Annotated in this window: 17 protein-coding genes and 1 pseudogene; 6 read left to right on the top strand and 12 right to left on the bottom strand. The window is 61.2% G+C overall.

The genetic code is table 11. From position 1 onward, the window contains the following. Window positions 1–3: 3 nt before the first annotated feature. Complete coding sequence (locus tag ACEPAJ_RS20095) at window positions 4–363, bottom strand: hypothetical protein (RefSeq protein WP_425917343.1); 360 nt, start codon at window positions 361–363, stop codon at window positions 4–6. Between the two features lie 121 nt (window positions 364–484). On the opposite strand from ACEPAJ_RS20095, the gene ACEPAJ_RS20090 reads away from it, so the two are divergent. The 4 genes from ACEPAJ_RS20090 to ACEPAJ_RS20075 all read left to right on the top strand — a co-directional run bounded on the left by ACEPAJ_RS20090 (window position 485) and on the right by ACEPAJ_RS20075 (window position 4000). After that, window positions 485–1267, top strand: a complete 783-nt coding sequence (locus ACEPAJ_RS20090) for a sulfite exporter TauE/SafE family protein (RefSeq protein WP_425917341.1) — start codon at window positions 485–487, stop codon at window positions 1265–1267. A 9-nt stretch (window positions 1268–1276) separates the two neighbouring features. Continuing rightward, window positions 1277–2080, top strand: a complete 804-nt coding sequence (gene lgt / locus ACEPAJ_RS20085; RefSeq protein WP_425917339.1) for a prolipoprotein diacylglyceryl transferase — start codon at window positions 1277–1279, stop codon at window positions 2078–2080. Then, window positions 2077–2871 carry a thymidylate synthase gene (locus ACEPAJ_RS20080; protein WP_425917337.1) on the top strand — a complete coding sequence of 265 codons (795 nt, stop codon included), beginning with the start codon at window positions 2077–2079 and terminating at the stop codon, window positions 2869–2871. Before lgt ends, ACEPAJ_RS20080 begins: the two co-directional genes overlap by 4 nt. 61 nt (window positions 2872–2932) lie before the next feature. Then, complete coding sequence (locus ACEPAJ_RS20075) at window positions 2933–4000, top strand: transporter substrate-binding domain-containing protein (protein ID WP_425917335.1); 1068 nt, start codon at window positions 2933–2935, stop codon at window positions 3998–4000. 10 nt (window positions 4001–4010) lie between these two features. Here ACEPAJ_RS20075 and ACEPAJ_RS20070 read toward each other — a convergent pair whose 3' ends face one another. After that, window positions 4011–5387, bottom strand: a complete 1377-nt coding sequence (locus tag ACEPAJ_RS20070; RefSeq protein ID WP_425917333.1) for a DUF3482 domain-containing protein — start codon at window positions 5385–5387, stop codon at window positions 4011–4013. Beyond that, the gene (locus tag ACEPAJ_RS20065; RefSeq protein WP_425918129.1) at window positions 5380–6759 is read right to left on the bottom strand and encodes a DUF2868 domain-containing protein; all 1380 of its coding nucleotides are present in this window, start codon (window positions 6757–6759) and stop codon (window positions 5380–5382) included. The genes ACEPAJ_RS20070 and ACEPAJ_RS20065 overlap by 8 nt, the downstream gene beginning before the upstream one ends. A 183-nt stretch (window positions 6760–6942) precedes the next feature. On the opposite strand from ACEPAJ_RS20065, the gene ACEPAJ_RS20060 reads away from it, so the two are divergent. Next, window positions 6943–8118, top strand: a complete 1176-nt coding sequence (locus ACEPAJ_RS20060; protein ID WP_425917331.1) for a diguanylate cyclase — start codon at window positions 6943–6945, stop codon at window positions 8116–8118. A gap of 58 nt (window positions 8119–8176) precedes the next feature. Then, window positions 8177–8689, top strand: a complete 513-nt coding sequence (locus tag ACEPAJ_RS20055; RefSeq protein WP_425917329.1) for a dihydrofolate reductase — start codon at window positions 8177–8179, stop codon at window positions 8687–8689. Between the two features lie 155 nt (window positions 8690–8844). Here the strand turns inward: ACEPAJ_RS20055 and ACEPAJ_RS20050 are convergent, their stop codons facing one another. The 9 genes and pseudogenes from ACEPAJ_RS20050 to ACEPAJ_RS20010 form a co-directional block, all read right to left on the bottom strand. Next, window positions 8845–9558, bottom strand: a complete 714-nt coding sequence (locus ACEPAJ_RS20050; RefSeq protein ID WP_425918127.1) for a methyl-accepting chemotaxis protein — start codon at window positions 9556–9558, stop codon at window positions 8845–8847. A 144-nt stretch (window positions 9559–9702) separates the two neighbouring features. Beyond that, a pseudogene (locus ACEPAJ_RS20045) lies at window positions 9703–10737 on the bottom strand (methyl-accepting chemotaxis protein); the annotation flags it as partial. 174 nt (window positions 10738–10911) lie between these two features. Continuing rightward, window positions 10912–12282 (bottom strand): nucleobase:cation symporter-2 family protein, encoded by a 1371-nt coding sequence (locus ACEPAJ_RS20040; protein ID WP_425917327.1) that lies wholly within the window; start codon window positions 12280–12282, stop codon window positions 10912–10914. Between the two features lie 186 nt (window positions 12283–12468). Continuing rightward, the gene (gene ilvD / locus ACEPAJ_RS20035) at window positions 12469–14316 is read right to left on the bottom strand and encodes a dihydroxy-acid dehydratase (protein ID WP_425917325.1); all 1848 of its coding nucleotides are present in this window, start codon (window positions 14314–14316) and stop codon (window positions 12469–12471) included. Window positions 14317–14566: 250 nt separating this feature from the next. Then, the gene (locus ACEPAJ_RS20030; protein WP_425917323.1) at window positions 14567–15424 is read right to left on the bottom strand and encodes an ABC transporter permease; all 858 of its coding nucleotides are present in this window, start codon (window positions 15422–15424) and stop codon (window positions 14567–14569) included. 6 nt (window positions 15425–15430) lie between these two features. After that, window positions 15431–16663, bottom strand: coding sequence for an ABC transporter permease (locus tag ACEPAJ_RS20025; RefSeq protein ID WP_425917321.1), 1233 nt, complete (start codon window positions 16661–16663; stop codon window positions 15431–15433). 65 nt (window positions 16664–16728) lie between these two features. Further along, window positions 16729–17802 (bottom strand): ABC transporter substrate-binding protein, encoded by a 1074-nt coding sequence (locus tag ACEPAJ_RS20020; protein WP_425917319.1) that lies wholly within the window; start codon window positions 17800–17802, stop codon window positions 16729–16731. A gap of 26 nt (window positions 17803–17828) precedes the next feature. Continuing rightward, the gene (locus ACEPAJ_RS20015) at window positions 17829–18944 is read right to left on the bottom strand and encodes an ABC transporter ATP-binding protein (protein WP_425917317.1); all 1116 of its coding nucleotides are present in this window, start codon (window positions 18942–18944) and stop codon (window positions 17829–17831) included. Window positions 18945–19259: 315 nt separating this feature from the next. Beyond that, entirely contained in the window at window positions 19260–20456 is a 1197-nt protein-coding gene (locus ACEPAJ_RS20010) for a class I SAM-dependent rRNA methyltransferase (RefSeq protein ID WP_425917315.1), read from the bottom strand. Window positions 20457–20618: the final 162 nt, after the last annotated feature.

Genomic DNA, 20618 nt, shown 5'->3' with positions numbered 1-20618 from the left:
GGCTTAGCTCCTCAGTTTCGCCAGTACCCCGGCGCTGTCCAGTTCAGGTCCCATATGCAGGCGCACCTTGCGTGCGCCGCACCCCAGGCCAAGCTCCAGTAAAATGCGTTCCTCGACCTGCGACAGGCCACCTTCCAGGCGCTCCAGTGGTTGAATCAGTAACTGTGGTGGCACGCTCAGGCGCAGGAAGCGCTTGGGCAGTAATTCATCGAGACCACGCTGCAGCAGGTGCTCGGCCGCGGCAAAATCCGCCACCAGCAAGCGCTGACTGCTGAACGGCGGGTCGGCTTGCAGGTGCAGCTCGCGGCCACTTTGCAGGTGCATCTGGTTACAGCTCAGCTTGAGGTACAGGGTCGGGCGCACAGTGCTCTATTCCTTAGAGAGTTCTGGCACTGTACGCAAAGCCCACGAGGACATCCATCGCCCGAAGTAGAGTCCGGCCCTGTGCATCCGTTACCATGCGGGATTGTTTGCGGGGGTGCTGATGGAACTGTTGCTGTATTTAGTCTTGGGGGTTGCTTCTGGAACCTTGGCCGGATTATTCGGCGTGGGTGGCGGCATCATTATCGTGCCGGTACTGGTGCTGAGTTTTGCCGCGCAGGGGTTCGATGCTGCGTTCTTGACGCACTTGGCTGTCGGCACGTCGCTGGCGACCATTATCTTTACGTCGATCAATTCGGTGCTCGAACACCAGCGTAAAGGTGCGGTGCTGTGGCCAGTGTTTGCCTGGATGACCCTCGGCATTCTGTTCGGCGCGGCCATTGGCGCGATGACCGCTACGGCCATTCAGGGGCCGATGCTGCAGAAGATCATCGGGGTATTTGCCATCATCATTGCCATACAGATGGCCCTTGAGCTGAAACCCAACGCCAGCCGTACAGTCCCAGGCAAGCCGGGCCTGACCTTAGCGGGCGTAGTGATTGGCTGGGCGTCGGCCATCTTTGGCATTGGTGGTGGCTCACTGAGCGTGCCGTTCCTGACCTGGCGCAGCGTGCCCATGCAGAAAGCCGTGGCCACCTCCTCAGCCTGTGGCCTGCCGATTGCCGTGGCCAGCGCCCTGAGCTTTATCTGGCTGGGTTGGCATAAGCCTGAGCTGCCGGAGTGGAGCCTGGGGTTTGTTTACCTGCCCGCGCTGGTCGGGATTGCCATTCCCAGCATGTTCTTTGCCCGAGTGGGTGCCCGCTTGGCGCACAAGCTGTCGCCGCGCCTGCTTAAGCGTCTGTTTGCTCTGCTGTTGTTCAGCGTGGGCCTGAGTTTTCTGATTTGAGGAATTGAAATGCTGCCTTACCCGCAGATCGACCCGGTGGCTTTGGACCTGGGGTTAATAAAAATTCATTGGTACGGCCTGATGTACCTGGTCGGCATTGGCGGTGCGTGGCTGCTGGCTTCGCGCCGGTTAGAGCGTTTCGACTCAAGCTGGAGCAAGGAAAAGCTCTCCGACCTGGTGTTCTGGGTGGCCATGGGGGTGATTCTCGGCGGCCGTCTGGGCTACGTGCTGTTCTACGACTTGGCGGCCTATGTTGCTGAACCGATCCGCATGCTGCGTATCTGGGAAGGCGGCATGTCGTTCCATGGCGGTCTGATTGGCGTGATGCTGGCTACTTGGTGGTTCGGCAAGCGCAACAACAAAAGCTTCTTCGAGCTGATGGACTTTATCGCGCCGCTGGTGCCGATCGGTCTCGGGGCTGGGCGCATCGGTAACTTCATCAATGCCGAACTGTGGGGCAAAGCGACCGACTTGCCATGGGCGATGGTCTTCCCCACCGATCCGCAGCAACTGGCGCGGCATCCCTCGCAGCTGTATCAGTTCGCGCTGGAAGGCGTGGCGCTGTTTGCCATCCTCTGGTTCTACTCGCGCAAACCACGGCCGACCATGGCGGTTTCTGGCATGTTCGCCATGTGCTACGGGATCTTCCGGTTTATCGTTGAATTTGTCCGCGTGCCGGATGCCCAGATCGGCTACCTGGCTGGCGGCTGGCTGACCATGGGCCAGGTGCTCTGCGTACCGATGGTGCTCGGCGGCCTGGGTCTTATCGCCTATGCCTACAAACGTCAGGCTGCCCAGGAGGCCGTGCAATGAAACAGTACCTCGACTTAATGCGCCTGGTGCGCGAGACCGGCACCTTCAAGAGTGACCGCACCGGCACGGGGACTTACAGCCTGTTTGCCCACCAGATGCGTTTTAACCTGGCCGATGGTTTCCCGCTGGTGACCACCAAGAAGTGCCACCTGAAATCAATCATTCACGAGCTGCTGTGGTTTCTGCAGGGCGACACCAACATCAAGTACCTGAAGGACAACGGCGTGCGTATCTGGGACGAATGGGCCGACGAAAACGGCGACCTCGGCCCGGTGTACGGTTATCAGTGGCGCAGCTGGCCGGCGCCGAACGGCGAGTCGATCGACCAGATCAGCAAACTGATCGAGATGATCAAAAAGAACCCGGACTCGCGGCGCTTGATCGTTTCGGCCTGGAACCCGGCGCTGGTCGAGCAGATGGCGCTGCCGCCTTGCCACGCGCTGTTCCAGTTCTATGTGGCCGACGGCAAACTCAGCTGCCAGCTGTATCAGCGCTCGGCGGACATCTTCCTGGGGGTGCCGTTTAACATCGCCAGCTATGCCTTGCTGACTCTGATGGTCGCTCAGGTCTGCGGCTTGCAGCCGGGTGATTTCATCTGGACCGGCGGCGACTGCCACCTGTATGCCAACCATATCGAGCAGACCGATTTGCAGCTGAGCCGCGAGCCGCTGCCGTTGCCGACCATGAAGATCAACCCAGAGGTGAAGGACATTCTGGCCTTCAAATTCGAGGACTTCGAACTGCTGGGTTATCAGGCACATCCGCACATCAGTGCGCCGGTGGCGGTCTGATCACGGGGTGAGACGGCCGTATTTGTTACCCTGAGGCGTCTTTTAGTTGGGGGAACAACGCATGCCGAGAGTTCTGATCGCCTTGTGGCTGATGCTGCTGGGGTTAAATGCAGCGGCCGCCGAGCCAAATGAACCGGTCCTGCGGGTGGGCATCAGCGAGGTGCCGCCATTCGTGATCAAAGAGCCGGATGGTAGCTGGCGCGGCATCAGCATCGATTTGTGGAGTACGGTGGCCAGCGCCGCGGGCTACCGTTTCGAGCTGCTGCCCATGCCGTTCGAGCGCTTGCTGCCGAGCCTTGAAGAGGGCCAATTGGACGTGGTGGTGGGCGCGCTGACCATGACCGCCGAGCGTGAGGAACGCTTCGACTTTACCCACCCTTTTTATCGCACCGGCCTGGCCATTGGCGTACAGCGTGATGGCGACAAAAGTGGCTGGATGGCGCTCAGAGGGCTGTTGTCTTGGCAGTTTCTCAGTCTGATCGGCGGCTTGGCCGTGTTGTTGCTGTTGGTGGGGGCGTTGCTCTGGCTGTTTGAGCGGCGCAATAACCAGGAGCAGTTTGGCGGTACGCCGGTGCAAGGCCTGGGCTCCAGTTTCTGGTGGGCAGCAGTCACCATGACCACCGTCGGCTATGGCGATAAAGCCCCGGTCACCTTGGGCGGGCGTTTGGTAGGGCTGGTGTGGATGTTTGCCGGTTTGATCATGGTGTCGACCTTCACCGCCGCGGTTGCCAGCATGCTCACCGTGGGTAATTTACAAGGGGGTATTCAGAGCGTTGAAGACCTGCGCCGCGCCCATGTGGCCAGCGTCGATAACACCTCCGGCGCGCTCTATCTGGAAAGCCAGCGTATTCGTCACAGCACTTACCCCAGCGTGATGAGCGCCATGCAGGCGGTTCAGCGAGGAGAGGCGGAGGCGGTGGTGTATGACTTGCCGATCATGCAGTACCGCAACGGTGAGCTGAATCAAGGCGGCCTGCGCTTGCTGCCTGGTACGTTCGAGAACCAGTCTTACGCGTTTGCGCTGGCCAGTGGCAGCCCCTACCGTGAACCCCTCAACCTGGAGCTGTTGCGCGCCCTGGGCGAGGACGAGTGGGGCAAGGTTCAGCGGCTATATCTGGGCGAGCCCTGAGCCAGGGCTGCTATTCGCTGTTTAGCAGCGTGGCGACCAGTGTGTTGAGTTGAATTTCCCGCTCGCTGTGCTGAAGTTGCGCGCCGGGGTTGAGCGATGACCATTCAGGGTGGGCGCGGGCTTTGTGCAGAGCCTCCGGCAGCTTGCCTTCGCGCCAGCTGGCGTCCTGCGGCGCGGCCAGGTTGATGGCTTCGACGGCCGCATGGCCGCGCGCTTCCAGTGCTTGCAGCAGCAGTTGTTGGCGCAGGGCGAGCAGGCGCAGCACGGCATTGTCCACGCTCAGTTCGCGCTGGCCTTTGAGTTTGCCTTTCAGCCGTTCGCCGTAGTTGCGTAAGGTCTGTGCGCTGCCGCCGATCAGCGCGCCGAGAGCCGCCGCGGCGCCCAGGGTGATGCCGCCGACCAGCAGATCAACACCCACGCCGGTGGCGGCGCCTGCCGCCATACCGCCGCCGACTTTGACGCCAAGTTGTTTGAGGGTTTCTGGGTTAAATAGATCGTCGCCCCAGCGGCCGTCGAGCAAGGGCAGGTCGGCGGCCTTGGCGTCATCCTGACGGAAGCCATACAGGCGCAGCAGAGCCTCTACGCAGCCTTGCTCGCGTTGGCGAATGCTCTGGTGCAGTTCACGGATCGCTTCTTGCTCCGGCAGGCTTTGCACCGCCACGCTGCGGCGGCAGGCCGCGCAATCGAGGAGCAACTCCGCGATCAGCCGTGCGCCGCAGCTGCGGCGCAGTTGCCGTTGCGCCTGGTGGTCGTCGATCAGCCGTTGCAGTTGCGGTCGGGCTTTTTCCAGCAGCAGGGCGAGGCTGTCGTATAGACGGCGCTCGCCATCCAGCGGCGGGGCCACGCTGTCGAAGCACACCAGTGCATGCAGGCCTAAGCGGGCGAGGGCGTCGCGCCAGTCCTGCTCGCGGTGCTGGTGGCTGCTAACGAAATTCAGCACTGGTAACAGCGGCCGGCCGCACATGCTCAGCACGGCCAGCTCGTCGCGGTATTTAGCCAGCACCGGCTCGCGGGCGTCGATCACATACAGGCCGGCGTCGGAAGCGAGCAGTTGCCGCAGTACCTTGGCTTCCTGTTCGAAGCGCTGGCGCGCTTCGCTGCCGTCGAGAAAACGTGTCAGGCGCGCGGGGCCGTCCAAGCGTTCGCCGGGGCGATCCAGGCGCTCCAGATAATCGAGTAGGGCGATGGCGTCTTCCAGGCCCGGCGTGTCGTAAAGCTCCAGCAACGCTTGGCCGTCTACTGACAGGCGCGCGCCCTCGACATGCTGGGTGGTGCTGGGGCGATGGGAGACTTCGCCGAAGCCGACATCGCGGGTCAGGGTGCGTAGCAACGAGGTTTTGCCGACATTGGTGTGGCCGACCACGGCCAGTTTCAGCGGTTTAGTCATGGCCATGCTCCAGCCAGCTGAGCGGTAGGCTGTCGCTATGCGGCAGTTGCAGTTGATCCAATGCGCGGTGCCAATCGCCCAAGCGGGCGCTGTCGAGGGCTTCACCCGGCGCCGGCGGTAGTAGCCAGATACGTGTGCTGCCTGCCGTGCGCGCCAGCTCGCCGAGCAACGCCAGGCTGCCACGGTCTGGCGAGCGGCGTGGGTCACAGGCAATCAGCAGGCGTGCCGGAGGGAAGCGGCTGAGTTGCTCGAGGAGCTGTTTGCGTTGTTCGCGGCTGTCGATCACGCCGGCATGGCCGATGGTTTTGGGTAGCGCGGGGGGCCAGTTGCGTTGTGGGTCCAGCTCGACCCCAACGAGCAACGCGCCCTGACTGTCGAATGCGTTGTGACCGGCCAGGGGCTGATGCAGCTGCGTGGGCACGGCATCGCATACGCCGAGGCGTTCGCTGCTCGGTTGCAGGCGCTCACGCAGTAGGCTGTAGCCGGGCAAGTTGAGGTCCAGGCTCAGCGCGGCATAGCCACGTCGCCAGCGCCACAGGCAAAACAGCAACAATCCCAGGCGTGGCAGCAGACCGTAAACCACCAGTACGCCGACCAACCAGCCGGCCCAGCTCAGCCGCGCACTTTCGTTGGCCAGCGCGTTGTCACCGCTGGCGCGGATCAGATCGGCATCCGGCAGGCTGAAACCGAGCAGCGCCGGCAGGCTGCCGAGAGCTTGGGTGAGGGCAATAAAACTGTCGCCACCGAGCAGGGTGCTTTCCCAAACAAAGCCGTAACGCCGAGTGGCCAGCAAGGCCAGCAGGGTTAGCAGCGCAGTGAGCAGGGTCAGCAGCCAGAAGCCGTGCACCAGCATGCCCAGGCCCCAGCGGCTCAAGCGTTGGCGTTGCAGCATCAGCAGTAATGCCGGCGCCAGCTGCACCGCTTGGGCATCGCGGGCGAGCTTGGCACTCAGCCACAACCACAGATGCCCGAGTGCGCCAGCACTGTCGCGGCTCAGCAGCAGGCCCATCGCCCAGCCCAGCAGCAGGATTAGGTTGAGCCCGAGTAGGCTGCCCAAGGCCCAGAACACATTGACCGGGCGCAAACCGTCGCCCAAGGCCGCCACCGCCAGGCCGCTGCCGCTGAGTATGGCCAGCAGTAAAAACAGCAGCCCGGCCAGGCGCGCACCGTGCAGCCAATGTTGCAGCGCCTGCACCTGACCGTCGCGTTCGCCCAGCAACCAGGCGCGGGTTTGGATACGTTCGCTGAGTTCGCCGCCTTGGGCCTGTGCGCGGCGATTGGCCTCGCTGTCTTCCAGTGGCCCGGCATGCGCTTCACGCAGGCGGATGGTTTCGCTTAGCCAGAGGCGCTGCAGGCGGCTGGGTGGGGGTATCGAGTGGTCGCACGCGATGTTCCGTTGGCGAGTGGTAAACAGAGGATAACCTCAGCCGCTGGTGTATGGCACAGTTGTGCGCGTGTACGCACGCGGCCAGTCCAGCTAGGCTGGTGCAAGCACAGTGGCGGTCTGTCCCGGTGATGGCCCCATGGATGAATAACAATAAAAGCGAGTGCCATCGTGAAGTTACCGCACCTGGAGTGGGTTAATCAGGATTCACCGTACCTGCGTCAGCATCAGCAGGGCTTTCGTTCGCTGAGTTTTGACGGCGAGTTGGAGCAGGCGTTCAAGCGTTATCACGCCAATGTGTTCCTGCGCCGTATGCGCTGGGCACTGCTGGTGGCGACGCTGCTGGCGCTGCTGTTTGTGGCGCTGGATGCGATCAACATGCCCGACCCGCTGCGCGGTCAGGTGCTGGCGCTGCGCCTGGGGGTGATTCAACCGCTGCTGTTACTGGCCTGGCTGGCGACCTATCGGCGTGGTCTGCGTGATCATCTGCAGCTGATTGGCGGCGCTGTGGCGTTGCTCTGCGGGCTGGCCGTGGCGGCCATTATCGGCTTGGCGCGCTATCACAACTTTGCCCTGCCTTATGAAGGCATCATCCTGGTCACGGTGTTCTTCTATTTCCTCACCGGATTGCGTTTTAGCACGGCCGTGCTGTGCGGCTGGCTGACCTTTTTGGCTTACCTGATGGTGGAACTGAGTGTTGGTTTGACCGGTGAGTGGCTGGTGAGCAATGCCCTGTTCTTGGCCCTGGCCAATGTCATCGGCTCGGTGGGCTGTTACTCACTGGAATACGCCACACGGCAGAATTTCCTCGCCCATGGCTTGCTGCAGGACCTGGCCGAAAAGGACTTTTTGACCGGGCTGCTCAACCGCCGCGCCTTCACCGAGCGCGCCGAACGCAGTTGGCGTCAGGCACAGCGGGAAAAGCAGGCGCTGGGTGTGGTGATGATGGATATCGACTTCTTCAAGCGCTACAACGACCACTACGGCCACGCAGCGGGTGATGAGGCATTGCGTCAGGTCGCCCGAGTGATTGGTGAGCACGCCCGGCGGCCGCTGGACTGTGCTGCGCGTTATGGCGGCGAGGAGTTTGTCGGGGTTTGGTATGGCCTGGGTGAAGAGCAGTTGCTGGCCATTTTGCAGGACATCTGCAATGCGACCGAGGCGCTGGCGCTGAGCCATGCGCACTCGGATGCCGCCGGGGTGGTCACACTCAGCATCGGCCTGGCCTACCTGACCCCACAGCCGCACCAGAGTTTGGCTGATGCCCTGCGTCTGGCGGATGTCGCCCTCTACCTGGCCAAGGAGCAGGGGCGTAACCGCGTAGTGGGTAAGCGTCAGGACGGTTGAGTGAACTGAACGCAGGCAAGACTTCAATGATCGCCGCGCAGGCGGTATTCTCGCCGCTATGAAAAATTCCCTGCCCCTTTGCCTGATTGCGGCCCTCGCGGAAAACCGCGTGATCGGCCGCGATAACCAATTGCCCTGGCACTTGCCAGCGGACCTTAAACACTTCAAAGCCCTGACCCTGGGTAAGCCGATCATCATGGGTCGCAAAACCTGGGATTCACTCGGCCGGCCGCTGCCGGGCCGCCTCAACCTAGTGGTCAGCCGCCAGCCCGGCTTGCAGCTGGAGGGGGCGGAAGTGTTCGCCAGCCTGGAAGCTGCAATGGAGCGTGCCGAGGCCTGGGCGCACGCCAATGGTGCCGAGGAATTGATGCTGATCGGCGGCGCGCAACTGTATGAGCTGGGCTTGGCTCAGGCTACGCGGTTGTACCTGACGCGGGTTGCGCTCAGCCCTGAGGGCGACGCTTATTTCCCTGAACTCAGCGCGGCGCAGTGGCAGCTCAGCGAACAGGCCGCCCATGCCGCGACGGCTGAAACCCCTGCCTATGTCTTCGAAACCTGGGCGCGCAAGTAGCCGCAGGTGCTTGAAGCATCACCTGTGTTACTCGAAGTGTCCCGCATGTTGTAAGCCCGCGAAGGCTTGGCGGAAATCCGTGCGACCTTGTTCATCCGTCTTGCAGCAGGTCGGGTCATCGGGCGGAGCCGGCCAGGTACTCCGCCCTCCGGTGGTTACACCTTGAAGTGACTTACCAACTGCTGCAGCTGGTTACCCAGGCGCGCCAGCTCAACACTGGATGCAGCGGTTTCTTCACTGGCGGCGGCGGTCTGTTCGGACACGTCACGCACATTCAGAATGCTGCGGCTGATTTCTTCTGCCACCGAGCTTTGTTGTTCGGCGGCCGCCGCGATCTGCTGGTTCATGGCCTGGATGCCGGAAACCGTTTGGGTGATGTTGCCCAGGGACGTACCCGCCTTGCGCGCCAACGCCACGCTGCTGTTAGTCAGCTCGCGGCTGCTCTGCATGATGCTCGATACCTGGCGAGTACCACTCTGCAAGCCCGCGACTAGGCTCTCAATTTCTTCGGTGGACTTCTGGGTGCGTTGAGCCAGGCCGCGTACTTCGTCGGCGACCACGGCAAAACCACGGCCTGCCTCACCGGCGCGAGCGGCCTCGATGGCGGCGTTGAGTGCCAGCAGGTTGGTTTGCTCGGCCACCGCCTTGATCACGTCCATGACTTTGCCGATGCGCGCGCTTTCCTGCTCCAGCTCGTCCATGGCAACAGCTGAACGGCCCACTTCGTCGGTCAGGCGCTCAATCTGAATAATGGCTTCTGTCACCACGGTGTCGCCTGCACGAGCTTGCTTATCGGCTTCGGTTGCGGCGGCCGAAGCTTCTTCGGCATTGCGTGCGACTTCATGCACCGTGGCGGACATTTCATGCATGGCGGTGGCCACTTGGTCGGTCTCGGTCTTCTGGCTATTGACGCCGGCGCTGGTCTGCTCGGTAACGGCCGAGAGTTCTTCGGCGGCGCTGGCAATCTGGGTCACGCCGTCGCGAATGCCGCCAATCAGGTTGCGCAAGGTGCTGCCCATGCGTTGGATGCCTTGCTGTAAGGCCCCCAGTTCGTCGCGGCGGGTCACGTTCATGTCCTGCGTGAGGTCGCCGGCAGCAATGCGTTCAACCACGGCGAGGGTGTCCTGCAGTGGGCGCGTAATCTGCTGGGTGATGATCAGTGCCGCAAAGAGACCCAGAACCATCGCCAGGGCGGTGCCGCTCAATTGCAGGGTCTGGACCTGGGCGATGTCGTCGTCACGGGCGGCCAATTGGCTGGCGTACATATCCTTGGTCAGGAGGGTGATGGATTCCCCAGCGTCAATGGTGCTTTGCACGGCATTGTCGATTTCGCGGCTGGTGGTGGTGAAGTTTTGCACCGCGCGTTGATAGCCCAGCAGTGCAGCCTCCAGTTGAGTGATGCTGTCGGCATGAGCTGCGCCGAATACGCCATTGAGGGTTGCGATGCCCTTGAGCGCAATATCGAGCCGCCGCGCGGCCGCTTGTTCGGTGCTGCTATTGGGGTTGCCGGTGTAGCCGCGAACTTCATAACGCAGCAGGATCAGGTCTTCCTTGGCCTTGATGATGGCCTTATAGCGGTCATAGCGGCGCTCGTCCGATGCGGGCATGGCTTCGACGTCATCGATGATCTTAGCGATCAAGGCGGCACCTTTAACCGCATTCACCCCCATCTCTTTTCGCGTGGCAGCGTCGTTGCGATAAGCCTCACGCATGGCGTTCAGAGCCATCTGATACTTCGCGCTGGCCTGCTCAACTTGGTCAAGTTTGCGCAGGTTTGCAGGGGTCTTCAGCTCGTCTACTAGGCGTTTTTGCTTGGCGATGAACTGATCCAGTGCCGTCTGGATCAGCGCACCTTTTTGCTCGTCGCCTTTTTCCACTTCGTACTCGAGGCGAGCGCTGCGCAGTTGATCCAGGCGGTCGCTCAGCTCGGTAATGCTGCTCATTCGGTCACTGCGATAGATCAGGGTGTCCAGGCCGGTCCAGCCAGTTATGGCAAGGGCGGCCGTCAGAAGCAGCACGACGGCAAAGCCCAGGGCCAGTTTGAGCATAACGCTGATGTTTGCGAACCAAGAGTTCATGGCATTCCTTTGGTAATAAGCCGCATACGTCAGAAAATGACGCGGTCATCTGGGAAAGCGCATAGTTTAGCTAAAAATTGATATAGATGATTGTATGAATTAAGGCTTATATTGTTGACCGCCAGTGAGTGGTTATATGGCTTATTACGGTTTGGGATGCTGGGTTTCAGGCAGGAACCAGTTCATCAGCAGGGCGCAGATACCGCCGGTGGCAACGCCGGACTCCAGTACATTGCGCAGGGCTGCTGGCATGTGTGCGAGGAATTCCGGCACCTGCGACACGCCGAGGCCCAGGGCCAGGGACACCGAGATGATCAGCAGGGCGCGGCGATCCAGTTGCACGCCGGCAATGATGTTGATCCCCGCGGCGGCGACTGCGCCGAACATCACCAGTGCCGCGCCACCCAGTACCGGTTCAGGCACGGCTTGAATCACCCCGGCCACGCTGGGGAACAAGCCGAGAATCACCAGCATCGCGGCAATCCATAGGCCGATGTGGCGGCTGGCAATACCGGTCAGCTGAATGACCCCGTTGTTCTGCGCAAACACCGAGCTGGGGAAGGTATTGAACAGCCCAGCCAGCAACGAGTTGGCGCCGTTGACCAATACGCCGCCCTTGATCCGCTGCATCCACAGCGGGCCTTCGACCGGCTGACGGGAGATTTTGCTGGTGGCGGTGACATCGCCAATCGCTTCCAGGGACGTCACCAGGTAGATCACCAACATGGGGATGAACAGGCTCCAGGAAAAGCTCAGGCCAAAATGCAGCGGCATCGGCACCTGGAACAACTCGGCCTCGTGCATGCCGGTGAAGTCCAGGCGACCGAGGTAACCGGCCAGGGCATAGCCGACCGCTAGGGCGATGACGATGGCGCAGCTGCGCATCCACACCAGTGGAATGCGGTTGAGCACCACGATCACACCCAGCACCACACCGGACAGCATCAGGTTTTCAGCGTTGGCAAAAGTGCCGTCGGCCATCGCCGAGAAGCCGCCGCCCATGCTGATCAAGCCCACTTTAATCAGGGTCAGGCCAATCATCAGCACCACGATGCCGGTGACCAGCGGCGAGATCAGCCGTTTGACGAAAGGCAGGATGCGCGACACGCCCATTTCGACAAACGAGCCGGCGATCACCACGCCGAAGATCGCCGCCATCACGGCTTCCACAGGCGTGCCTTGCTGCACCATCAATGCGCCACCGGCAATCAGCGGGCCGACAAAGTTGAAGCTGGTGCCTTGCACGATTAGCAGCCCGGCACCGAAGGGGCCAAAGCGTTTGCACTGAACAAAGGTGGCGATGCCGGAAATCACCAGCGACATCGAGACGATCAGGTTAGTGTCGCGCGCCGATACGCCCAGCGCCTGGCAGATCAACAGGCCCGGGGTGACGATCGGTACGATGATCGCCAGCAGATGCTGCAAGGCCGCCAGAAGGCTGATCAGGGGCTTGGGACGGTCTTCCAGGCCGAACACCAGTTCGTCGGTGACGGGCGGCTTGTCGAGTGCGCTCATGGTGGTGCTCCGGAAAAAAGAGCGCGATTCTACTGAGCAATACCCGTCACGCCCAGCGTTGGCTGTTAACTAGCTGCGGGCGTGGCGGGTGGCGGGGCGGCGATATTGCCTGCGGTTTAGCACCGCGAGGCATACCCGGGGCATAAAAAACCCGGCGCAGAGGCCGGGTTTTTGTTGGGCTGGGGCTTAGGGTACCAGTTTCTCTAGCAGCGCTTTGTCGCGTACAGCGCCTTTGTCGGCGCTGGTGGCGAGCAGGGCGTAGGCCTTGAGCGCCGTGGTGACTTTGCGCGGACGCTGTTCCACGGGCTTCCAGCCTTTTTTGTCCTGCTCGTGGCGGCGATGGGCGATTTCTTCGTCGCTGACCAGCAGGTTGATGGTGCGCTCGTGGATGTTGATCAGGATCTTGTCACCCTCCTGCACCAAACCGATGGCACCGCCTGCGGCGGCTTCTGGCGAAGCGTGGCCGATGGACAGGCCCGAGGTGCCGCCGGAGAAGCGGCCGTCGGTGAGCAGGGCACAGGCTTTGCCCAGGCCTTTGGATTTCAGGTAGGAGGTCGGGTAGAGCATCTCCTGCATGCCCGGGCCGCCTTTCGGGCCTTCGTAACGGATGATGACAATGTCGCCTTCTTTTACTTCGTCGGCGAGGATGCCGCGCACTGCGCTGTCCTGGCTCTCGAAGATTTTCGCGTTGCCTTCGAAGACGTGGATCGACTCATCAACACCGGCGGTTTTCACCACGCAACCGTCGAGGGCGATATTGCCGTACAGCACGGCCAGGCCACCTTCCTGCGAGTACGCGTGTTCGACGCTGCGGATGCAACCGTTCTCACGGTCGTCGTCGAGGGTTTCCCAGCGGGTGCTCTGGCTGAAGGCGGTCTGCGTCGGGATGCCGGCCGGGCCTGCGCGGAAGAAGGTGTGCACGGCTTCATCGTCAGTCTGGGTGATGTCCCATTTGGCGATGGCCTCTTCCATGCTGCGGCTGTGTACGGTCGGCAGGTCGGTGTGCAGCAGGCCGCCACGGGCCAGCGAGCCGAGGATGCTGAAGATGCCGCCTGCGCGGTGGACGTCTTCCATGTGGTACTTCTGGATGTTTGGCGCGACCTTGCACAGCTGCGGCACTTTGCGTGAAAGGCGGTCGATGTCGCGCAGGTCGAAGTCGATCTCGGCTTCCTGGGCGGCGGCCAGCAGGTGCAGGATGGTGTTGGTTGAACCACCCATGGCGATGTCCAGGCTCATGGCATTCTCGAACGCCTTGAAGTTGGCAATATTGCGCGGCAGAACCGACTCGTCGCCTTCGCCGTAGTAGCGTTTGCACAGCTCGACCACGGTGCGGCCGGCCTGCAGGAACAGCTGCTCGCGGTCGCTGTGGGTAGCCAGGGTCGAACCGTTACCCGGCAGGGCCAGGCCCAGGGCTTCCATCAGGCAGTTCATCGAGTTAGCGGTAAACATGCCGGAGCAGCTGCCGCAGGTCGGGCAAGCGCTGCGCTCGTATTCGGCAACCTTTTCATCGCTGGCGCTCTCGTCAGCGGCGATCACCATGGCATCGACCAAGTCCAGACCATGGCTGGCCAGCTTGGTTTTGCCGGCTTCCATCGGCCCACCGGAAACAAAGATCACTGGGATGTTCAGGCGCAAAGCAGCCATCAGCATGCCAGGAGTGATTTTGTCGCAGTTGCTGATGCAAACAATCGCGTCGGCACAGTGAGCGTTGACCATGTACTCGACGGAGTCGGCAATGATCTCGCGGCTCGGCAGCGAATAAAGCATGCCGTCGTGACCCATGGCGATGCCGTCATCGACCGCGATGGTGTTGAATTCTTTCGCCACGCCACCGGCCCGCTCGATTTCGCGGGCGACCAGTTGCCCCATGTCTTTCAGGTGCACGTGGCCGGGTACGAACTGGGTGAAGGAGTTGGCAACGGCAATGATCGGCTTTTTGAAGTCTTCGTCCTTCATCCCGGTAGCACGCCACAGGGCGCGGGCGCCGGCCATGTTACGGCCGTGGGTGGAGGTCTTTGAGCGGTAGTCAGGCATGGTGATAAATCCTGCAAAGGCTAATCAGGTTACGCGTTCACAGACACTAGTGCTGTGCTGGCAACGGGCTGTTGGTGCGTATGTTGAGCCGGGTTCAGGCCCAAGGCAAACGCGAGTGAGCATCTGCTGGGCTGGGGCGCTGCTTGGCGCGGTGTGGGCGCTGGCGTGGCCGGGCTACAAGTCCGCCTGGGATGTGGCAGGAGAGTGGCGATTCTAATCCCAGGCGGCGTGAGGCGAAAGCGCGGGGTGCTTATTCAATCTGCTCAATACCGCGCATGCGGGTGGCGCGGCGGCGCAGCAGCTCGATGGTGATCAGCAGCACAATCGACATCAGGATCAGTAGGGTGGCGATGGCCAGGATGCTCGGGTTGATCTGCTCGCGCAGGCCCGAGAACATTTGCCGGGGAATGGTGCGTTGCTGCGGCCCGGCCATAAACAGGATCACCACCACTTCATCGAAAGAGGTGATAAAGGCGAACAGCGCGCCGGAGATCACGCCTGGGCGAATCAGCGGCATGATGATGTCGAAGAACACCCGCAGTGGCGTGGCACCCAGATTCAGCGCCGCGCGGGCCAGGCTGTAGTCGAAACCCGTCAGGGTGGCGGTGACGGTGATGATCACAAATGGTGTGCCGAGGGCCGCGTGGGCGATGATGATGCCCAAGTAGTTACCGGCCAGGCCAAGGTCGGAGTAGAAGAAGAACATCCCGGCGGCAGTGATGATTAGCGGCACGATCATCGGCGACAGCAGCAGGGCGGTAATCAGGCGGCGCATCGGCATATCGTCGCGCGCCAGGCCCACGGCGGCGCAAGTGCCTAGCACGGTGGCCAGCAGGGTGGCGAAGAAACCAATGAAAAAGCTGTTCTTGATTGCCAGCAGCCATTTGTCATCGCTGAAGATGGCGCTGTACCAGCGCAGCGAATAGGCCTCAGGCTGGAAGGTGAGCATGCCTTCGGTAAAGCTGAAGAAGGGCTCGACGTTGAATGACAGCGGAATGATCACCAGGATCGGCATGATCAAAAACAGCAGCACCAGCCAGGAGCTGGTCTTTAACAGCCAGCTACCCAGGTGATACCAAAAACCGTAATAGGCGGGAATCTTGGACATATCAGCTCATCCCAGTTTGATATTGCTGGCACCAACGAAGCGGTCGTAGAGCCAGTACAGCAGCAGGATCAGCGCGAGCAGTAAGGAGCCTAGCGCGGCGGCCAGTTCCCAGTTGTTCGAGCGCTGCATATGGAAGGCGATGATGTTACTGATCATCTGCCCATCGGTGCCGCCGACCAGTGCCGGGGTGATGTAGTAACCCACCGAGATGATGAACACCAGCAGCGCCCCGGCGCTCAGCCCCGGCAGGGTCATCGGGAAATAGATGCGGGCGAAGGCCGGTATCGGTCGTGCACCTAACGACAGCGCTGCACGCAGGTAGCTGGGGTCGATACCGCGCATCACGCTGTACAGCGGCAAAATCATAAACGGCAGCAAGATATGGGTCATCGCGACCACGGTGGCGAACGAGGTGTAGAGCATTTCAATTGGCTCGCCGATCACGCCGACGCCGAGCAGGAAGGAGTTGATCACCCCGTTGGTTTGCAGCAGTGCGATCCAGGCGGTGGTGCGCACCAGCAGCGAGGTCCAGAACGGTAACAGCACCAGCACCAACAACAAGTTGGCGCGGTTTTCCGGCAGACGAGCCAGGTAATAGGCCAGCGGGTAGCCAAGCAGGGCGCAGAAAATGGTGATGACTAGCGCCATGCTCAGGGTCTTGCTGTACAGCTGCAGATAGATCTGCGTGTCTTCGCGTACCTGAATACCGTGCTCTTGGTCGAGTTCAAGGTCGAGCGCGGTCAGGTAGTAATCATAAGTGTAGGGTTTGCCTGCGCGTTGGATGGCGAACCAGATGTCCGGCCTGCTCCATTTGCGGTTGGATTTGAGCAGGATCTCGGCGCCTTGCTGTGCCAACTGCTCGCTATCCAGGCGCGAAAGTTTACGGGCGGTGGATTTGACCACACTGGACATGCCCGCTGAGGCGCGGTTGAACTCTTCGGCGAGTTTGCCGGACTGGCGCACTTTGGCCAGGTCGTGCAGTTCTTGGGCAAAGACGCTCAGGGTTTGTTGATCAGGAACCGTTTTGCCGTCCCAGCGTTGCAGCTCGCTCAGGGTCAGCGGAATCAGGGTGGCCACCGTGGGGTGGTGGACACTGCGCCAGAGCATGCTGGCAATTGGTGCAACAAAACTCAGCAGGATGAAGATCAGCAACGGCACGACAAATAGAAAGGCCGTGAGGCGTTTCTTGTTGCGGGCGCTGGAGGCTTGGCTGGCTTCGGTGCGGGTGAGTGAGGACAAGCGTTAACTCCTTTGCAACCTGAAAGCGACACCCCGCGCCAATGCGACGCGAGGTGTCCGAGGCATTACTTCAACAGCCACTCGTTGAATTTCTCGCCGAGCGATTCGCCGTAGTCCGCCCAGAAGTCCGAGCCGGCCTGGATGCCTTTATCCAGGTGCGCGGTCGGCAGGTGCGGTGCGGCGCTCTGATCGGCCAACGGCATGGAAGACTTGCGGGTCGGGCCGTAGGCTACATCTGGCATGCCGGCCAGTGGCTTGGAACCAGTGGCGTAGGCAATGAACTTCAGCGCGAGGTCTTTCTTCTTCGAGCCTTTGACGATGGCCCAGGCGTCGAGGTCGTAGACGTGGCCGTCCCAGACGATGACGAAAGGTTTTTTCTCCTGGCGGATGGCGTCATAGAAGCGCCCGTTGGCCGACTGCACCAGCACGGCGCCACCGTCGTTGAGTAGCTGCGGGGCTTGCGACCAGGAATCGAACCAGACGATGTCTTGCTTGATGGTGTCTAGTTTGGCAAAGGCGCGGGCCTGGCCTTCCGGCGTGGAGAGCACCTCATAAACGTCGCCCGGCGCTACGCCGTCAGCTAGCAGGGCCCATTCCATGTTCACTTGCGGGCGTTTGCGCAGGGCGCGCTTGCCAGGAATCTTCGTGGTGTCGAAGAAGTCGTTGATGCTGGCAGCCTTGGTGCCACCGATGGTTTTCTCGTTGTAGGCGAACACCACTGACCAGACGATGTTGCCGACCGCGCACTCACTGGCCAGTGCTTCGGGGATAAAGTCTTTAGCGGCAGGGACACCATCGATACCGGCCGGCAGAATGTCGCGCGGGATGGTTTCCAGTAAGCCTTCAGAGCAAGCGCGTTCGAGGTCGATCACTTCGAAGTCGACCACGTCCCACTGGATATTGCCGGATTCGACCTGGGCTTTGATCTCCGCCACGCCGCCGGTGTAATCCTCGAACAGTACCTTGTTGCCGGTGTCTTTCTGGAACGGATCAATCACATGCTTTTGCTGGGCTGCGCCATAGGCACCGCCCCAGGATACGACGGTCAGGGTTTCCTCGGCGCTGGCGGCGAAACTTGCCGTACCCAGTGCAGCTGCGAGGGCGAAGGTGGAAAAGCGGGTGGTCAGTGTTCTAGCCATTGCTGAGCTCCATTGCTTCTTATCGTTCAGGGTGTCGTGACGACGGGGCGATCCAGGGCCTGGCTGTCTTGCGGCTGCCAGGCCAGGGCGACTTCTTCCTTGGCACTGAGTTGCGGGGCGCTGCTGTCATTCATGTTCTTAACCACCAGCTCGGTGCCGTCAGCGGTGATGAAGTGATAGCGGATGTACTCGCCGACATAGTGGCGGGTGACGAACCGTGCCATGACCTGATTGCCGGTGCTGCCAAGGCGTTCGGTAAAGCTGAGCTTCTCCGGGCGAATCGATACGGTGGTGGGCAGGCCGACTTCCGTGCAGTTGGCTTTTAGCGCGCGGACCAAACCGCCGGCGTCCAGGCGCACTTGGACGCTGTCCTCGCTGACGGCTTCGATCACGCCCTTGAGCTTGTTGCTCTCGCCAATAAAATCGGCGACGAACAGATTGGCCGGGCGTTCGTAAAGCACATGGGGTGCCGCGCATTGCTGGACGATGCCGCTTTCGAATACGGCAATCCTGTCGCTCATGGTCAGGGCTTCGGTCTGGTCGTGGGTCACGTAGATCACGGTGAAGCCGAGCTGCTCGTGCAGGCGTTTGATCTCGAACTGCATCTGCTCGCGCAGTTTTTTGTCGAGCGCGCCAAGCGGTTCGTCCATTAATACGATGTCTGGGGCGAAGATCAGCGCGCGGGCTAAGGCCACCCGTTGGCGTTGGCCTCCGGACAGTTGACCAGGGAAGCGGTTGCCGAAATCCAGTAACTCGACCAGCGACAGGTATTCATCGACCTTGGCGCGAATCACGTCTTTGGGCTGCTTACGGATCTTCAGCGGGTAGGCGAGGTTTTCGCGCAGGGTCATGTGCGGAAACAGTGCGTACTGCTGGAACACCATGCCGATATTGCGCTGGTAAGGCGCGATGCTGGTGACCGAGCGGCCATTGATCAGGATCTCGCCACTGGTCACGTCTTCGAAGCCCGCAAGCATCATCAGGCAGGTGGTTTTACCCGAGCCGGAAGGGCCGAGCAGGGTGATAAATTCGCCCTTGGCCACATCCAGGTTGAAGTCCTTGACCACTAGGTTCTTGTGGTCATAAGTTTTTTTCACGTTGGTGAATTGCAGGAACGGTTTGTCCCCTGCTAGGTCAGCCATACCCCTCCCCAATTGTGTGCGTAATAGATAACGGCTTGTGGCCGTTAGCTGAATGCTTGAGTCCGTTGGCCACGGTGTTGATGTGGCGGGCAACGCGTTTGAGTGTTCAAGCAACGCAAGCACTGTGCCATCACTGCTGCAGGGCATCGTAATCACAGCAGTACTGGGGTTTGAGCCTAGCGCAGTGGCGCGGTTGCGCCAGGCGGGTGTGGGGAGTGGTAACAGTGCGGGGTAGAAGGAAGCACCTGCCAAGATGCACTCGGCAGGTGCGCACGCTTAGGCGTGATTGATATATCGGTGCACGTGCTGCGGCATTTAACTGTTGGGCAGCAGGCGCACAGTGAGGCTTTTGATATAGCGGGTTTCGGCAATCGCCGGGTGCACCGGATGGTCCGGGCCTTGGGCGCCGCGTTCGAGCAGCTGGATGTTGCGATCCAGGTGGCGCGCACTGGTCAGTAGGATGTTCTGCAGGTTGTCCTCTTCCAAGTGCATGGAGCAGCTGGCGCTGATCAGGATGCCGTCCTTGTTGAGCAGGCGCATAGCTTGCTCGTTGAGGCGGCGGTAGGCGCCTTCGCCGTTTTTCTGGTCTTTCTTGCGTTTGATAAAGGCGGGCGGGTCGGCGACGATCACGTCGAAGCGCTCTTCTGATGCCTTGAGCTGTTTCAGAGCTTCGAAGACATCGCCTTCAACACAGGCGACTTTATCGGTCAGGCCGTTCAGCGCGGCGTTGCGCTCAACCCCGTCGAGGGCGAAGCCGGAGGCGTCCACACACATCACGTCGCTGGCACCGAAAGCTGCCGCTTGCACACCCCAGCCGCCGATATAGCTGAACAGGTCGAGTACGCGCTTGCCTTTGACGTAGGGCGCCAGGCGTGCACGGTTCATGCGGTGGTCGTAGAACCAGCCGGTTTTCTGCCCTTCAATGACCGGGGCTTCAAACTTCACGCCGTTCTCTTCCAGCGCGACCCACTCCGGGACCACACCAAATGGCGTTTCAACGTAACGCGGCAGGCCTTCGGCGTCGCGTGCGGCGGAGTCATTCTTGAGCAGGATGCCGCTGGGCTTGCACACCTGAATCAGCGCGGCGAGCACCTCATCTTTATGGCGTTCCATGGTGGCGGAGGCCAGCTGCACCACCAGAATGTCGAAGAAACGGTCGACCACCAGGCCCGGCAGCAGGTCGGAGTCGCCGAATACCAAACGGTAGCAGGGCTTGTCGAACAGGCGCTCGCGCAGCGACAGGGCCACGTTGAGGCGGTGAACCAATAGGGATTTGTCCAGCACATGCTTGAGGTCACGCGACAGCAGGCGCGCACAGATCAGGTTGTTCGGGCTCATCGCTACGACGCCCAGCGCTTTACCGCCGGCCGCTTCGAGGATGGCCTGGTCGCCGGCCACAAAGCCGCTCAGTGGCGTGGCGGTGACGTCGATTTCGTTGCTGTAGACCCACAGGTGGCCGGCGCGCAGGCGTCGGTCGGCGTTGGCTTTCAGGCGCAGGCTGGGCAGGGACATGCTGGGGACTCCGAAAAAAGAGCGGAATTATAGCTGGTTCATCAGGCTCTGTTGGCGTTTCCGCTGCGGTCGCGCTGAAAGGTCAACAAACCCTAGCGTCGCGACGGTTACAAAACGCGACTGTGGAAGTGTTGGGGGAATCGCTAAACTGTGGCACACCTC

The sequence above is a fragment of the Pseudomonas sp. GWSMS-1 genome (assembly GCF_049847425.1).
Classification (GTDB): Bacteria; Pseudomonadota; Gammaproteobacteria; order Pseudomonadales; family Pseudomonadaceae; genus Aquipseudomonas.
This window is presented reverse-complemented; position numbering and strand designations above follow the sequence as displayed.

Coding starts and splice junctions, on each gene's coding strand:
- ACEPAJ_RS20080 (WP_425917337.1), top strand. CDS start 2,077: ATGAAACAGTACCTCGACTTAATGCGCCTGGTGCGCGAGACCGGCACC.
- ACEPAJ_RS20020 (WP_425917319.1), bottom strand. CDS start 17,802: ATGGCTAGAACACTGACCACCCGCTTTTCCACCTTCGCCCTCGCAGCT.
- ACEPAJ_RS20055 (WP_425917329.1), top strand. CDS start 8,177: ATGAAAAATTCCCTGCCCCTTTGCCTGATTGCGGCCCTCGCGGAAAAC.
- ACEPAJ_RS20015 (WP_425917317.1), bottom strand. CDS start 18,944: ATGGCTGACCTAGCAGGGGACAAACCGTTCCTGCAATTCACCAACGTG.
- ACEPAJ_RS20010 (WP_425917315.1), bottom strand. CDS start 20,456: ATGTCCCTGCCCAGCCTGCGCCTGAAAGCCAACGCCGACCGACGCCTG.
- ACEPAJ_RS20075 (WP_425917335.1), top strand. CDS start 2,933: ATGCCGAGAGTTCTGATCGCCTTGTGGCTGATGCTGCTGGGGTTAAAT.
- ACEPAJ_RS20050 (WP_425918127.1), bottom strand. CDS start 9,558: ATGCATGAAATGTCCGCCACGGTGCATGAAGTCGCACGCAATGCCGAA.
- ilvD (WP_425917325.1), bottom strand. CDS start 14,316: ATGCCTGACTACCGCTCAAAGACCTCCACCCACGGCCGTAACATGGCC.
- ACEPAJ_RS20030 (WP_425917323.1), bottom strand. CDS start 15,424: ATGTCCAAGATTCCCGCCTATTACGGTTTTTGGTATCACCTGGGTAGC.
- ACEPAJ_RS20090 (WP_425917341.1), top strand. CDS start 485: ATGGAACTGTTGCTGTATTTAGTCTTGGGGGTTGCTTCTGGAACCTTG.
- ACEPAJ_RS20040 (WP_425917327.1), bottom strand. CDS start 12,282: ATGAGCGCACTCGACAAGCCGCCCGTCACCGACGAACTGGTGTTCGGC.
- ACEPAJ_RS20070 (WP_425917333.1), bottom strand. CDS start 5,387: ATGACTAAACCGCTGAAACTGGCCGTGGTCGGCCACACCAATGTCGGC.
- lgt (WP_425917339.1), top strand. CDS start 1,277: ATGCTGCCTTACCCGCAGATCGACCCGGTGGCTTTGGACCTGGGGTTA.